Genomic DNA, 14,307 nt, shown 5'->3' with positions numbered 1-14,307 from the left:
CAACCATAAAGGTTGTTATTGTATATAATTTCATCTAAAATGATCCTTATAAATAAAACAAGGTAAATAATTAATAATAAATTCAGGTAAAGATATCATGATAAACCACGTTTATGGGCTTGCTGTGAGAGTGCTTCTCACAGATCAAAATGGCAAAATTCTAATACTAAAAAGATCATCAGATTCTAAAACCAATCCCGGAAAGTGGGAACTTCCAGGTGGGAAGGTTAATCAGGAAGAATCATTCGACCACGCATTGATAAGAGAAGTTTATGAGGAAACTAACTTAAAAATTGAATTGGAACATGTGGTAGGTGCTTCTGAACAGAATTTGCATATTATACGTGCAGTGCATATAATTATGTCTGGAAAGATAATTGAAGGAAAACTTACCTTAAGCCGTGAACACGAAGGTTATGCTTGGGTTTTGATGGAGACACTTTCTGATTATGAACTTGCTGATTGGCTTGAAGATTATGTTAATCAAAGGAATATAATTGGAAACCCCAATAATATTGAAGACAAGGAAAATTCTGAAAATACCATAACTCCTTGGATAAAATCAATTAAAAGTACTGTAGACAAGATGTCTGGCAAAAAATAATCGTCGGTGATTATATGGAAAGTAATGAATTAATAAGGAATTTGAAGATAATTGTTGTGCTCGCCGTAATAATAGGATTGATTGTAGCAGTATTTTATCTTATTTATGGTTTTGCTTTGTTCTGGCAGGCAATGGCAGCTACAATAATCATAGGATTCTTATCTATCTTAGTAATTATTTTTATAGCGCTTTCAATATATTTTTGGACAAAAAATTTACTCTTGAAAAGAGAGGTCAAAAAATATCAAATAGAATTAAATTACTGTAGAGCTGAAATGAATAAAATTAAAGAAAATTCCAATAAGGTTACTGAATCTAATAAAACTAAAGATTAAAATAAATAATTGTTAATTGAACTGATTTTTTCACAAAGAATAAATATTTATTTTGTTTCATTTTCGCTAATAAGATTTTGAACCAAGGCAGAATCAACATAAGCACGTACTTCTACAATAATATCGTTTTCAAACTTGCAAATCCAACAATAAGTATTATTAAATGGCTTGTTATTTAAAGCAGTTGAAAGCGATTCCATTTCAACCACAGCTGTGTCATCCTTAATTATAATGTTATTTACCTTTAAAACCACTCCTTCCATTAAAAGTTTATTCAATCGTACAAAAGTATTCAATATGAAATCTTCCTTACTTTTATAGACACCTGCCAGCGGATGTGTACCCATGACAGTCCATGTAACATCATCTGCAACATTTTCAAAAAATTTGTTATTATCACCCATATGCAGGTAATTGAATAGATTCTCAATTTGTGGTATTGTAATTGACATTAGTTTACCTCCAATGATTTATTTAAAGGATATCTATAAAAATAATGAAATAATATTCCAATTTATGATTAATTCATATATACTAATATTTGGTGAACAAAAATAGTTTATATTAACAAAGGAGTGAACATGCCAAAAAAATCCATCCATATTTTAATTCCTTCGGGGATCACTTCTATCAGGATTATTTTGGCTCCTATACTATTTTTCACCGTAATAAATAATTTTATATTGTATTCCATATGCATATTTGTTTTGGCAGTTGCAACTGATGCCATCGATGGTTATGTTTCCAGAAAATTGGACATATCAACTTCTAAGGGAGCATATTTTGATGTTGTAGCCGATTTTATTTTGATTCTATCTGCTTTTTCCGGGCTTGTAATCACTGGTTTGTATCCCTTCTGGCTAATTATAATCATAGTTTTCATGTTTCTACAGTTTATAATCACATCCAAATTCCGAATTCCTGTTTATGACCCCATAGGCAAATATTATGGTTCTTTCCTTTTCATAGTTATATTCATCAGCTTAATAGTAATAAATCCCATTTTATACTTCTTATTAACAATATTAATTGTTATATATACAGTTATATCCATTACAAGTCGTTTTTTGTTTATGTTAAAGAATAAAGATGATAAATTCGAATAAAAAGAACAGATAGAGAATGAAACATTGAATTCTTTAAATATTAAGAATAAAAAATTTTTATAATCTTTGATCCATTTCACTACCCCTAAGACAGAACGTGTTATTTAATAAACCGACATCAAGCGATAGTGCTAATGAACATGTAGGACACTCACATCCTTTAGGTTTAGTAATACATTCCACACTTTTTCCAGTTACACAAAAAAGTTTTTCATTGGCATATGCAGCACATTGATCATATGTTGCACAAGTATGACAGATACATGAACCTTTATAATGCTCTATAGCATTATTCCTGTCCCTATCTGACATTTTCATTATTTCTTGAATCTTTTGTTCAAATTTATCCATACTTTCACTTTTTTTTATACAGATAATTATATACTCATTATTTTATTAATTTTTTGAAAATTAAAAATTCATCATTAAAAACTGTGAAATCAAAATAAAGGATTCAATGTATTAAACAGTTTTTGTTCCATTGAACTGATAAAGAGGAAAGAACTCTAAAATAATAGTAATTAAGTAAGTTATGGATTATTGAAAAAAATAAAAAAAATAAAAAGTGGATTAAATGGATTCTATCTAATTTGTCTTGCAAAGCTGTATTTCTATGGCTGAAACATTACTATTTGATCCTTCTCTACTAGTCATTTCTTCTGTGCAGATATCTATGGAACCTACTTCTAAATCTGTCATAAATCTATTCCTTACGATTTCTGCTACATCCACTGCCCTGCTTATTGCTCTTCCTCTTGCCTTCAACATAACTTCGGGAACTCCACTATTCATCTGAGTTACTACAGCTAATACATAGTTCATTACTGGTTTGTTTCCAATGTATACGACATTTTCCTCTGACATCACTTTAACCTCCAAGAAATCCATTACTTAAATATTATTTTTGATAAAGTATTATATCCAATTATCCATTTGAGTTTTGATCTATCAATCGAATTGACTAAAAAAAGATTAAATGATGATTACTCCATACAAAATATCTCACAGAGGGATCCCTAAAAAGGCTAAAATAGCCTTTATCCCACTTAACCCTAGAAATGCTATTAAAAAGAAGTATATCACAGTAATGGTTGCCATGGAATATCCCGCAAAAATAAGATATCCATCACGTTCAATTGAACCAAGAGCCAAAAAAAGAATGCTATATGCGGGTATAAAATCTGTTAGTGGCACAGGTAATGGAAGCATTAATAAAAATGAACATAGTATCATTATTGAACTATTTAAGTGGCCCATCAAAGGTCCATCTATCATCAAAGTTAAACGCTGCTTTGTAATCTTATCTAACCTTGATAAAATACTACTCATCCCATTTAATATCTTTAACATATTATTTTGAGATATTTTGTAATCCATAATTCTTCTAGGAATTAATGGATGTCTTTTAGAAATTATCCCTACATTGATCAATAAAATTGCCAATCCAAAGGGTATACTACTTCCAGGAAATGAAACTGGAAATAAAAATGGAGCAACAAGTATTATACATGATAATAATCCTCCTTGTTCCCCTATTAATTCCAAAAAATCTTTAAACGTAATACCTTCATTTGGTATTTCAGAAGATAATCTAGAAACAGTGGCTGAAGCTCTATCGGTCCGGTATTCTGTCATATGATAAACCTATTTAATTAATAAATTAATTTCTTGTTCAATAAATACGAGATTTCTGAGGATTCATAGTTTTAATAAATGTTATTGAAACTTTAAATATAACTATTGAAATTAAGTTTTTTTATAATCCTTTGAAAATTTTTAATAAAAAGTTGCAACATACATACTAATATAGAAATTGTCGATTTGTTATTAATATAAATGGGGTTTCATATGCAAGAAAATGAGAACATTGCTGGTGGAATGTCTTATAGAACTATGAAAGGAATTAATTTCAATCAAATAGAGAAATACTTAGAGGGTAAGGATAATATTTCTTCAATCGAAATATTAGAAAAAAACAAGAATTATTACATTGCAAGTGCCAACAAAACCATAGCTCGAATAAAACTTGCTAAAAAAAGATCAGAATATGGATTGAATAATAATGACCATGTTAGATTGATCAATTTGAAGATTTCCGCTTCTTTAAGATGGCTCGAGAAATTAAAAAAAGATATAAAAAAATCTGATACAAACTCTGAATTTCTGAATGTAAAACAGTACAAAAAATGGCATGCTGTTAAATTATTACCCTCTGCCATAGAAGGCATCATAATAACAAGCAAAATAAAATATAAACTGTTAAATATTGATTCCGGTTACAGTGGATCAAGTAAACAAAATATTGAAAAAGCTAAAAAATGTATAGAAAACGCGGAAATTAAATTTTTAAGGCTATTAAATTTAAATGAAAACTCTGATTTTAAACAAGCCGAAAGTATTCGCATATTGGCTTATAATGAATCTATTCTAGCAGATAAAAAGTTAGAATCATTTTAAAAAAAAATGTAAATCAGAAATTTAACTTCAGTTAAATTTGGTATTTGTTTTTTTATTGTTTTTTTATCTTTTTTCCAATATTGAATGCAGGACCAAGATTATTTCCTATACCATAGTAAGCCATACCCGCAGGATCAAATGTGAATGGCTTAATTTTTGTGATATCTGGAAGCCCATTTGTGTTAGTTGCTTTTTCGTCAACCTTAACATCCATTATTTCACCTGTAAACTGAGTATGCATGCCCAAATCAACTGTGTGAACCAACTTACACTCGAGTATAAGCGGAAATTCTTTGACATATGGTGCATCCACAATTTTAGATTTCACATGTGTAAGTCCACTTTCTAAGAATTTATCTTCATCCTTACCTGAAACGATTCCAAAATAATCTGATTCAGTTACATATTCTTCGGATGGAATACTTATTGTAAATGCCTCTCTCTCAACAATGTTTTTAAGGGTGTATCTCTGTTTTTGAAGTGAAATTGAAACACATGGAGGTTGTGAACATGAAATACCTCCCCATGCAGCTGCCATTACATCTGGTTTTTCATTCATATCATATGTTCCCACTATAAAAACAGGGGTTGGATATACAATTGTTTTTGCTCCTAAGGATTTTTTCATAGCTAGTTCCTCCTTAATTTTTTTTAAACAAATTTATTTTCATCTATCACCCATCCAAATTGTAACATCTTTGACTTCTGGACGATTTACAGATGGTGTTCCAATTGCAGGATAACCCACAGCACATCCATTAATACTGTACTTACCTGCAGGTATGTTAAGAAGTGTGAGAAACTCTTTATCCTCCGCCATTTGTGATGTTAAAGATACTAGATGAAATCCAAGTTTTAAGGCTGTTGCTTTAAGCCACATATTTTCAAGACAATGTGCAATAGATTCCTGTTCAACAGGCGGAATTCCTCTTACTTCAGCAACAACTATAAAATACGGTGCTGTTCCCACACCAAGAACACCATTATCTACAGTCATCTGAAGTTTATCCAATGAATGGTTGGACTCTTGGTTTTAAAAAAGGTTTTTCTTTAAGTATATTCTTAAAATGATTTAACCCTTCCACCGCTTTATTTTTCATGAGTTTTTCTGCGATTTCGATACTGGGGGTGTCATTTTCAAATACAAAAAAGCGTCTGAAATCTTTCATTTCTCCAACAGCTTGTGCAGCAAATGGGGCCAACATTCCTGCATTTAAAATATCTTCAATATTCTCCTTTGGAGGTGATTGTTTCTTAAAAGATCTAACTGAACGTCTTGATTTTATAACTTCATCCAATAATTCATTAGTTTGTTTATCGATATTAATGTCCATATTAATGCTCCAAATTTTTTTTAACTTGATATTTTAATGTAAAATAATCTTATTATGTTTTAGTTTTGTTAATTCTCTTAATTAGTTTTTTCTTAACAAAATAAATATTCATAAATTTATAATATCCAAATGTTTATATAATTTAAATTTTACATGAAACATTAATTGGAATATAACTCATTTTTTTATGAATTAATTATAGAAGTGGATTACAATGTACGATGAAAAATTCTTGGATCTTTTAGAAAGGGAGCTAGTTGTTGCATTAGGATGCACAGAACCTAATTCTATTGCATATGCAGCAGCTCTTGCTAAAAAATATGCAGAAGGAAATAAGATAATTAAAGTTGAAGTAATTGCATCTCGTAATGTTATTAAAAATGCTATGTCTGTTGGAATCCCTGGAACAGATAGTTGTGGTATAAATCTAGCAGCAGCATTGGGTATTTTTGCTGAGTATCTAGACAAAAATCTAGAGGTACTTGCTAATCTCAAAGATCATGACATTGAAAATGCCCAAAAAATGATCGAAATGGGCTTGGTTACTGTTAAGTTAGCCAATTCTCCTAAAAAGTTATATGTAGAAGTAATTGTTGAAACTGAGGACTTTAATTCCCGGGTAATTATTGAAGATATACATAACAATGTTGTTTTGCTAGAAGTTAACGGGAAAAATATTGTTGATATTCAAAAGAGTACTGATAAGCAAATATTCAATTATGACATGACCGAAGAAAATCTGGATTTTCTGAGTGTTGATTCAATATGGAAATTTGTTAATAATGTTGACATAAAAAAACTTGATTTAATTAGAGAAAGCATTAAACTGAATATGGAAATTTGTTTAGAAGGCTTGGATAAACCTTATGGTCTTCATGTTGGTAGGAGTATCAAATCAAATATGGAAAATGGATTTATTGCAGATGATGCGGCAAATTACGCAACAGCATTAACAGCAGCAGGATCTGATGCCCGTATGGCTGGTAGTATTTTACCGGTTATGAGTAATTCTGGAAGTGGAAATCAAGGAATTTCTGCCACAATTCCTGTTGTTGCATTTGCAGAGAAATTGGATTCTAATGAAGATACATTAATACGAGGAGTAGTACTCAGTAACCTAATAACTATCTACATTAAATCAATTTTAGGACGTTTATCCTCTTTGTGCGGTGCAACTATATCTGCTACAGGTGCATGTTGTGGAATCACTTACATGATGGGTGGTGGTGAAGGGGAAATAAAATCATCAATACAGAACATATTGGGCAATATAACAGGAATGATCTGTGATGGTGCAAAAGCAGGATGTGCCCTTAAAGTAGCAACTTGCACTACAGCAGCCATACAATCCACCATTGTTACATTAGAAGGGAATTCAATAAAATCAACAGATGGTATAATTGAAAAAAATCCTGACGACACTATAAAAAATTTTTGCAGAGTAGGAAATGATGGTATGAAAGATGCTGACAAAATAATACTGGATATAATGCTTCAAAAAAGTAACACCAACTCTTAAACAATACTTTGAACCCTCTAAGTTTATAGAAAATTGATGTTTATTTTTTAATCCGAATATTTAATTTTTTAAGGAATTTTTAGAATTGGAATAACGACTGTATGTTAATCCAAATTAAAGTTTAGGCTTTGATTTTTTGTAAAGTAGCCAGAATTTTATTGTAATGTATGTGATCATTATTATTATACCTAACAAAGCAACTATTACTCCAATACTCATAAAACACCGCCCATAAAAGTTAACATATTATATTTATAGTTTTAAATTATAACTTAATAAAGTTTCAAGAATTCAAAAAGTTGGGAATGTTTAATATGAGAAAACTGATTTGGTGGGTATTTGCTGGAACAGCAGGAGGGCCTAATCGAGCTAGAATTATTATGGCTTTGAAAGAAAGACCTTATAACGCCCATCAGCTCGCGGAAAAACTTGAACTCAACTATAAAACAGTGCGACATCATTTGAAAATATTAGACGAAAACAATATGATAACTTCTACAGGTAAAAATAAGTATGGGGAATTGTATTTCCTTTCACCAAAAATGGAAGAAAATTATGATATTTTCAGAGACATTTGGAAGGAATTGGTTTAAAAATTATATATCAAGTTATTTGGGACAAAAGAATTTGTAAGAGGATATAAAAATGGTAACCGAAGTAATAGGGCCTACAATATTAATAGTAATTTATCTTGCAGTGGCAATTGGAATTGCAAACGTTTGTTTGTTAGTAGGATTGCTGTATACTTATTGGAAAACATATAAAGAAGTAAAATCTAAATTCACAATAGGCCTTTTGTATTTTGCAACCTTCCTTCTTATCCAGAATATATTAGTAACTATGGCACTTATCATTCCATTAATACTTCCAGTTATACCATCTGAAATATCTCATTCTGATTTTGGAAGGCCACATATTGCGTTGTTCTTCATCAATTTGATTCAATTGGTTGCTCTATCAATATTATATAAAATAACCAAGGAATAATAAATATAACATCTTATTATTCTTTTATCATGCAACCAAGATTTATTTCTTTTTCATTTCTTTAAAACGTATTTTGTTAAAATAATTTATTGAAATATTATAGATTTAAGTGTAAATATGGAAAACTACTCTGTTATTTTGCAGACAATTAGCACATATCTGAACTAAAGTTTACAAAAAATTTGTTGTTATTCTATATGGCAATAATAATACGAATACATGAAAATGGATCGATAAGTATATTTTTGCTAGTTATAAAACTAAAATATGATACTATAATAACTTCATAACCTATTTGGTGATGCCCATGAAGAAAATACTTTGGTGGCTTATTGCTGGTACAAAAGGAGGAGTTAATAGGGCCAGGATAATACACCTACTAAATCAAAGGCCTTATAACGCCCACCAGCTTGCTGAAAAATTAGAACTAGATTATAAAACAGTTAGGCATCACATCAAGGTTTTAGAGGATAATAACATAATAACAGCATCTGGAGAAAAATATGGAACCATGTATTTTCTTTCATCCTCGATGGAAGAAAATTATGAACTTTTCCAGCAGATATGGAAGGAAATTAGTGAAAATTAGAAGGTGATCATGTGAGTGATGAATTAGTTCCTGGAACAGAAGGTTTTAATGGGAATAAATTAGAAAGGGGACCCCCACTAGACGATCCTAATTTGGCTATTATTGCTGCCCTAGTTTGTGCTGCCAATATTTTATTGCTTCTAATACTTTTATTCACATATGTTGGAAGTTACAGGAAACTTAGATCCCAGTTCAGTCTAGGGTTGGCCATATTTGCAACATTATTAATAGTCCAAAACATCATGTTCCTAATTTTTCTACTTGCTGCAAAAGGGTTTCATGGTCCTGGAATGGGATTTCCTGTATTAAGCTTGAGTATTATTGAATTTGGTGCTCTTTTAGTACTTTTAAAGATTACATGGATATGAATCATGCCCTCAGATAAAAATAAAAACATGTTATCTTGATAAAAAATATGTTAACAAAAAAAATTAAAAAAAATCTATTATTGAACTCTTTTACCTGTAACTGCATTGATATATATATTGTCAACAGGTTTATTCAATCCGCTGGTTGAAACAGGCACTTTCCATACCTTAACACCTTTAAATGTTGTTAATGTAGGAGTTCCTAAAGTGACACCAATTCCTGTATATTGTGTTGCGAGTTCTTTGGCTTTAACAGCACTAATATCTGTTGTTGTATTCACGTTATCTGTGTTATTCTTTTCAGTGATATTAGTTGTGTTGTTGGTTGTATTGTTCGATATACTTGTACATCCGCTTACTGTAATTAATATTGCCATTATAAAAAATACAGCAATCACATTCTTAAACTCTAATTCCATTAATAAACCCCCTTCATTTTCCAAATATAATATTTAAAGAATATAATAGGGTTTTTATAATTAAATTTGATTTAAATTTTAACAACTAATAATATCTGAATCAAACAAATCCAATGTTTTTATCTTACTTGACTATAATATCGATGAATCAACAATTAATATTATCTATGAAAAACAATTACAATAAAAAAATCTACGCCGGGACTGGGATTTGAACCCAGGACGAGCATAGCTCAACAGGATTTCGAATCCTGCGCCTTACCTGGCTAGACTATCCCGGCAATTATGAATTAGTATAATTCATTATCTCTATAGTAAATTTGTAATGGAATATAATTATTGGTTTTATCAACAAAAAATGTTGGTTCTGTAGAAAAATTCAATAGTTTGATACTCTATAATTATTCTTGTTAATATTGAATAGAGGAGGATAACATGGAAAATATAGAGTTCAGCATGGAAAACATTAAAAAATGTCTTTGCATGCAGTGTGCTGTCCAGATTGAAAGTCAGTGCGTGAAAGATAAACAACAAATCATGTTATTAATAAAAAATCAGGATTTAGATAGTCCTATGATGATGGGTCCAGATAGAGTGCCAGGACTATACTGTTCTACTGGTAAAGCTATTTGCAAAGATATAGATACCAAAAAAGTTTGTAAATGTAATGAATGTTTAATTTGGAACCAAAAATCCCTTAAAAGTAGTATACCTGGCCGTTATTTCTGTAAAGATGGGAAGGCCCATTAAAATGAATTAAATTACAAAAATTGATTGCTTATATAGATCTTTATTAATTAGTAAATAATAATACCTCAATTAAATATGATTCTATAGCATGAACTATAGTAATTATAATAAGTCCATATATCCTTTTAAACAGATTTAAATATACTTAATGTAAGTATTTTCAAGAAACTTTTAAAAAATTTTAATATTTATTGAAATATCTTTTTCCCTTGCAGGTCATGAATTTTATTTAAAATAATTTTGTTAATTATTAGTTTGGGTATTAAAAAACAATCCAGAAGAGCAGATTTAATCTAAATGGAAAAAATGTGCTTATTTAATGTTTTTGGTTTACTTTTTGATCATAATATTTTTATGTTATCCACTGAAATGTTATGCTAGAGTGTCTGAAAGGAGGCGGTTATTACAGTGTTAATACCTTTCTATATCTCTATTTACAGGGGTTTGATGGTCATTTAACCAAATAATATCCCCTGTAATACTTTAATTTTATATTTTATCATTATAAATTGTTTATTAATTATATTTTAAACAGTTCTTTTATAAATAAGCTGAAATTACTAAATTTATAAAGGTGATCTTATTGACGGAAAACATACCTGAAAAGGGAGCTTCACTTCAAAAAGACATGAAAACTTATGCAATCATTCCTTACATAGCTGGAGGTATAATAGATCCATATGAATTAAGAAAGATTGCAGATATAGCAGATAAATATCATGTCAAAACATTGAAAATGACTTCAAGTCAAAGAATAGTAATGATTGGAATAAAACCTGAAGATATTGACAACATATGGGATGATCTAGATATGAAACCCGGAGGTTTTACTGGCGCTAGGGTGAGACCATCCAAATTATGTCCCGGATCATTGTACTGTAAAAAAGGTGTGCAAGACACCATTGAAATGGGCATGAAAATTGATGATATTTATTGTGGACTTAAAACACCTAAAAAATTAAAAATTGGAGTTTCAGGTTGTGTAAATTCATGTGCTGAACCTGCTATTAAAGATATTGGATTAATAGGAACTCCAAAAGGATGGAAACTATTAGTCGGAGGGAATGCAGGAATAAAACCTAGAATAGGTAGTTTAATGGCTAAAAATTTATCAGATGAAAATGCTTTAAATCTAATAGGCAGGATTATAGATTATTATAAAGCCAACTCTAATGAAAAACGTTTAAGTTCATTTATAGCAGAAATAAACTTTGATAATTTCATGAATGACATATTAAATAACCATAACTCTTCATAACTTATATGTTTAAGTTCAAGTAAAACATTTATAATATTAAATAAATTTGGGGCTGATCCCATTTTAGAACAAAAAAAGGATGAAATAATTAATAAACTTGAAAGCGATTTGAAAACATTAGAAACCAAAAATCTTGAGTTAAAGTTCACAAACAAGAATCTAATTTCCACACTTTCAGAACAAAAAGGAATGTTGAAGACACTTAAAACTAAAATCAGCACACTTGAGTCTTCAAAAGATGCATTAAATGACTATGAACAGTTAAATCTAAAGTATGAAAAACTGGTTGATGAACATAAGGAACTTATGATCAAATACAACAAATCTCTGGAAGAAATATCCAAGTTAAAAGAGTTGATTCCTAAATCTAAATCAGATAATAGTTTGTTTGGAAGGTTTTTGAAAAGAAAGAATTTGGATGATAATAAAACAGTTGATGATCCTAGAGAAGATAAACAAAAGAAATAATTTTTGAAGTAATTAACATATCACATAAATAAACCTTGATTAAATGATTTATAACTAAAAAATGGTGTTTTAATGGTTTTTCATGTTATGCTAGTCCCTACACTTGGTTGTCCCTCTAACTGCAGTTATTGCTGGAGTTCCGAGGTAGATTCAGATCTGATGAGCATTGAAACTGTGGAAGAAGTTGTTAAATGGCTTAAAAACTTCAGAGATGACACAGTTACATTCACTTTTCATGGTGGTGAACCTTTACTTGCTGGTTTTGATTTTTATAAAAAAGCTCTTCCACTAATAAAAAAAGGTTTAGAACATTTAAAACCTGCTCTTGCTCTTCAAACCAATTTATGGAATCTTACCCCTGAAATGGCAGAATTATTTAGTGAATATAATATTCCAATAGGTTCGAGTATTGATGGTCCAGAAGAACTGAACAACTACCAAAGGGGTGAAGGATACTATAAAAAGACTATGAAAGGTTATGAAATAGCAAAATCCCATAATCTGAAAGTTAGTTTTATATGTACATTTACTTCACATTCAATTAATTATAAAGAAGATATCCTAAATTACTTCATTGATAACGGATTAACACTTAAATTACATCCTTCACTGCCTTCCATGAGAGATGAAAATCCTGAGGAATGGGCTCTTTCACCAGAAGAATATGGGGAACTTTTGGTTTACCTACTTGATCAATACTTGGAACATATGGATGAAATTGAAATCATGAACATCGATAACCTTGCTAAAAGTGTTTTCCGGCGCAAAGGTACTGTTTGTACCTTCGTTGATTGTATGGGAGACACATTTGCCATAGGACCAGATGGTAGTATATATCCATGCTATCGTTTCGTTGGTATGCCAGAATATGTAATGGGCAATGTTTATGACCATCCTACCATAGATGATCTGGCCAAATCTCAACCATGGAAACTTCTACAAAAATTCAAGGAATATGTAGATGTTGAATGTAAAAAATGTACTTATGTCAAGTTTTGCAGGGGCGGATGTCCATATAATGCATTGGCAATTACAGATGCGCAAGTGGAAGGTGTAGATCCTCATTGCACAGCATATAAACGTATTTTTAAGGAGATTACTGACAGGGCAACAGTGGAAATGCTCTCTGGATCTGGTATGGTTGGTAATTCTAAAAGAAATAAAAATAGTATAATGTCTTTAATGCTCAAAGGTTCTTAAATTTTACCTAAAGATATTGTTATATTTATTTTTTTGATTTCACTAAATATATTAAAAACATTTTTTTAATGTTAACATCATAGAATAATCAATGTAGTATTATACTTGGAGGATTGATTGTGAACCTGGGTAAATTAGATGAAAAATGTCCTAAATGTGGTTGCAAGGATAAAATTCTCAAAAGAGATATTGAATCCGAACATCGTGCACATGCCAAAACAGGAGCACTTCTGTGCAGTGAATGTGGATATGTATTTAAAAGTAGAGAAGATGAAGAAAAAGAGAAAGAATAATCTATCATTTAATAAAACTAAATTTCATACTTTTTTTAAATTTCATGAACAATTTGAATCTTTGATCTACTATCAACCCATAGCCCTATCACATTGCAATTTAAATTTAATTTTTTAATACGATAAACCGATTCAATTATCTGTTTTTTATGTACATCACTAGTTACAGGATTTGCTAAACAGTCATGATGCCCAACAATGAATATTTGATTCGTTGAATGAACCTTTTTTGAAATACTTATCTTTTCAAGAATATCCTTAATATTATTGCCCCTATCTGCCATTAGACCGTCTATTCCAGGAGCAGTTATCATGTCTACATATTCCACCCCATAATTCTCCATGATCCATTTGATAACTGGTAGTTGAACCCTTCCATCAATACAGGTTTAGGCAAGTAACAAATTGTGTTTTCATATTTTTCCTCCAGAGTCTATCCTGTTTAACATTAATTTACAAGTTTAACAGGAACTTATTATGAACAACTTGATAAGAAATAGAACATTTTCCTTTTATTCCAATAGTAAAAATCAATATTTAAATGTTCCTCCTCCATTTCATCCAATCTAATTTAATGGACCCTTGGTTAAAATATTATTTGAAAAATAAAAATAAAATAG

23 protein-coding genes and 1 tRNA gene are annotated in these 14,307 nt (G+C 30.1%); 14 read left to right on the top strand and 10 right to left on the bottom strand.

Going from position 1 to position 14,307, the window contains the following annotated elements; translation table 11 throughout:
* Nucleotides 1-97 precede the first annotated feature (97 nt).
* Together DL91_RS02320 and DL91_RS02315 are read left to right on the top strand one after the other, a co-directional pair.
* Complete coding sequence (locus DL91_RS02320; protein WP_048190083.1) at nucleotides 98-604, top strand: NUDIX domain-containing protein; 507 nt, start codon at nucleotides 98-100, stop codon at nucleotides 602-604.
* Nucleotides 605-618: 14 nt separating this feature from the next.
* Entirely contained in the window at nucleotides 619-939 is a 321-nt protein-coding gene (locus DL91_RS02315; protein WP_048190082.1) for a hypothetical protein, read from the top strand.
* Between the two features lie 47 nt (nucleotides 940-986).
* Here DL91_RS02315 and DL91_RS02310 read toward each other — a convergent pair whose 3' ends face one another.
* Nucleotides 987-1,391, bottom strand: a complete 405-nt coding sequence (locus DL91_RS02310) for a nuclear transport factor 2 family protein (protein ID WP_048190081.1) — start codon at nucleotides 1,389-1,391, stop codon at nucleotides 987-989.
* Between the two features lie 129 nt (nucleotides 1,392-1,520).
* Here DL91_RS02310 and DL91_RS02305 point away from each other — a divergent pair, with 129 nt between their 5' ends.
* Nucleotides 1,521-2,045: a CDP-alcohol phosphatidyltransferase family protein gene (locus DL91_RS02305; protein ID WP_048190080.1), complete on the top strand. Its 525-nt coding sequence runs from the start codon at nucleotides 1,521-1,523 to the stop codon at nucleotides 2,043-2,045.
* 57 nt (nucleotides 2,046-2,102) lie between these two features.
* Here the strand turns inward: DL91_RS02305 and DL91_RS02300 are convergent, their stop codons facing one another.
* From DL91_RS02300 to DL91_RS02290, 3 genes are all read right to left on the bottom strand, one after another.
* Entirely contained in the window at nucleotides 2,103-2,396 is a 294-nt protein-coding gene (locus tag DL91_RS02300) for a DUF2769 domain-containing protein (RefSeq protein ID WP_048190079.1), read from the bottom strand.
* Nucleotides 2,397-2,630: 234 nt separating this feature from the next.
* Nucleotides 2,631-2,909 carry a DNA-binding protein Alba gene (gene albA, locus DL91_RS02295; protein ID WP_048190078.1) on the bottom strand — a complete coding sequence of 93 codons (279 nt, stop codon included), beginning with the start codon at nucleotides 2,907-2,909 and terminating at the stop codon, nucleotides 2,631-2,633.
* 138 nt (nucleotides 2,910-3,047) lie between these two features.
* The gene (locus DL91_RS02290) at nucleotides 3,048-3,680 is read right to left on the bottom strand and encodes an exopolysaccharide biosynthesis protein (RefSeq protein WP_048190077.1); all 633 of its coding nucleotides are present in this window, start codon (nucleotides 3,678-3,680) and stop codon (nucleotides 3,048-3,050) included.
* A gap of 213 nt (nucleotides 3,681-3,893) precedes the next feature.
* On the opposite strand from DL91_RS02290, the gene DL91_RS02285 reads away from it, so the two are divergent.
* A complete protein-coding gene (locus DL91_RS02285; RefSeq protein ID WP_048190076.1) occupies nucleotides 3,894-4,502 on the top strand; it encodes a hypothetical protein in 609 nt (202 codons plus the stop codon).
* A gap of 52 nt (nucleotides 4,503-4,554) precedes the next feature.
* On the opposite strand, the gene DL91_RS02280 is transcribed toward DL91_RS02285, so the two are convergent.
* The 3 genes from DL91_RS02280 to DL91_RS14070 are packed head-to-tail and all read right to left on the bottom strand — an operon-like array spanning nucleotide 4,555 to nucleotide 5,836.
* Nucleotides 4,555-5,130, bottom strand: coding sequence for a flavin reductase family protein (locus DL91_RS02280; RefSeq protein WP_048190075.1), 576 nt, complete (start codon nucleotides 5,128-5,130; stop codon nucleotides 4,555-4,557).
* Nucleotides 5,131-5,169: 39 nt separating this feature from the next.
* Nucleotides 5,170-5,499, bottom strand: coding sequence for a nitroreductase family protein (locus DL91_RS14075; RefSeq protein ID WP_231551355.1), 330 nt, complete (start codon nucleotides 5,497-5,499; stop codon nucleotides 5,170-5,172).
* A gap of 7 nt (nucleotides 5,500-5,506) precedes the next feature.
* The gene (locus tag DL91_RS14070) at nucleotides 5,507-5,836 is read right to left on the bottom strand and encodes a nitroreductase family protein (protein ID WP_231551354.1); all 330 of its coding nucleotides are present in this window, start codon (nucleotides 5,834-5,836) and stop codon (nucleotides 5,507-5,509) included.
* Nucleotides 5,837-6,050: 214 nt separating this feature from the next.
* Between DL91_RS14070 and DL91_RS02270 the strand changes: the two genes are divergently transcribed.
* From DL91_RS02270 to DL91_RS02250, 5 genes are all read left to right on the top strand, one after another.
* A complete protein-coding gene (locus DL91_RS02270; RefSeq protein WP_048190074.1) occupies nucleotides 6,051-7,355 on the top strand; it encodes a serine dehydratase subunit alpha family protein in 1,305 nt (434 codons plus the stop codon).
* Nucleotides 7,356-7,669: 314 nt separating this feature from the next.
* Nucleotides 7,670-7,948, top strand: a complete 279-nt coding sequence (locus DL91_RS02265) for a winged helix-turn-helix domain-containing protein (RefSeq protein ID WP_048190073.1) — start codon at nucleotides 7,670-7,672, stop codon at nucleotides 7,946-7,948.
* Nucleotides 7,949-8,000: 52 nt separating this feature from the next.
* Nucleotides 8,001-8,342: a hypothetical protein gene (locus DL91_RS02260; protein ID WP_048190072.1), complete on the top strand. Its 342-nt coding sequence runs from the start codon at nucleotides 8,001-8,003 to the stop codon at nucleotides 8,340-8,342.
* Between the two features lie 307 nt (nucleotides 8,343-8,649).
* Nucleotides 8,650-8,931 (top strand): winged helix-turn-helix domain-containing protein, encoded by a 282-nt coding sequence (locus DL91_RS02255; RefSeq protein ID WP_048190071.1) that lies wholly within the window; start codon nucleotides 8,650-8,652, stop codon nucleotides 8,929-8,931.
* Between the two features lie 11 nt (nucleotides 8,932-8,942).
* Entirely contained in the window at nucleotides 8,943-9,299 is a 357-nt protein-coding gene (locus DL91_RS02250) for a hypothetical protein (protein WP_048190070.1), read from the top strand.
* A 77-nt stretch (nucleotides 9,300-9,376) separates the two neighbouring features.
* On the opposite strand, the gene DL91_RS02245 is transcribed toward DL91_RS02250, so the two are convergent.
* Together DL91_RS02245 and DL91_RS02240 are read right to left on the bottom strand one after the other, a co-directional pair.
* Nucleotides 9,377-9,718 carry a hypothetical protein gene (locus tag DL91_RS02245; protein WP_052374030.1) on the bottom strand — a complete coding sequence of 114 codons (342 nt, stop codon included), beginning with the start codon at nucleotides 9,716-9,718 and terminating at the stop codon, nucleotides 9,377-9,379.
* Between the two features lie 196 nt (nucleotides 9,719-9,914).
* Nucleotides 9,915-9,999: transfer RNA gene (locus DL91_RS02240), tRNA-Ser, on the bottom strand.
* A gap of 154 nt (nucleotides 10,000-10,153) precedes the next feature.
* Between DL91_RS02240 and DL91_RS02235 the strand changes: the two genes are divergently transcribed.
* The 5 genes from DL91_RS02235 (at nucleotide 10,154) to DL91_RS02215 (ending at nucleotide 13,687) form a co-directional block, all read left to right on the top strand.
* Nucleotides 10,154-10,468: a hypothetical protein gene (locus tag DL91_RS02235; RefSeq protein WP_048190069.1), complete on the top strand. Its 315-nt coding sequence runs from the start codon at nucleotides 10,154-10,156 to the stop codon at nucleotides 10,466-10,468.
* 574 nt (nucleotides 10,469-11,042) lie between these two features.
* Nucleotides 11,043-11,726 (top strand): NAD(P)/FAD-dependent oxidoreductase, encoded by a 684-nt coding sequence (locus DL91_RS02230; RefSeq protein WP_231551353.1) that lies wholly within the window; start codon nucleotides 11,043-11,045, stop codon nucleotides 11,724-11,726.
* Nucleotides 11,727-11,834: 108 nt separating this feature from the next.
* Nucleotides 11,835-12,194 carry a hypothetical protein gene (locus DL91_RS02225; protein ID WP_048190067.1) on the top strand — a complete coding sequence of 120 codons (360 nt, stop codon included), beginning with the start codon at nucleotides 11,835-11,837 and terminating at the stop codon, nucleotides 12,192-12,194.
* A 72-nt stretch (nucleotides 12,195-12,266) separates the two neighbouring features.
* Nucleotides 12,267-13,394, top strand: coding sequence for a TIGR04083 family peptide-modifying radical SAM enzyme (locus DL91_RS02220; protein ID WP_048190066.1), 1,128 nt, complete (start codon nucleotides 12,267-12,269; stop codon nucleotides 13,392-13,394).
* A gap of 119 nt (nucleotides 13,395-13,513) precedes the next feature.
* A complete protein-coding gene (locus DL91_RS02215; RefSeq protein ID WP_048190065.1) occupies nucleotides 13,514-13,687 on the top strand; it encodes a TIGR04165 family Cys-rich peptide in 174 nt (57 codons plus the stop codon).
* A gap of 35 nt (nucleotides 13,688-13,722) precedes the next feature.
* Here DL91_RS02215 and DL91_RS02210 read toward each other — a convergent pair whose 3' ends face one another.
* On the bottom strand, nucleotides 13,723-14,070 hold the full coding sequence (locus DL91_RS02210; RefSeq protein ID WP_048190064.1) for a carbonic anhydrase: 348 nt from the start codon (nucleotides 14,068-14,070) through the stop codon (nucleotides 13,723-13,725).
* Between the last annotated feature and the right edge of the window lie 237 nt (nucleotides 14,071-14,307).

Source organism: Methanobacterium sp. SMA-27, assembly GCF_000744455.1.
Classification (GTDB): domain Archaea; phylum Methanobacteriota; class Methanobacteria; order Methanobacteriales; family Methanobacteriaceae; genus Methanobacterium_B.
This window is presented reverse-complemented; position numbering and strand designations above follow the sequence as displayed.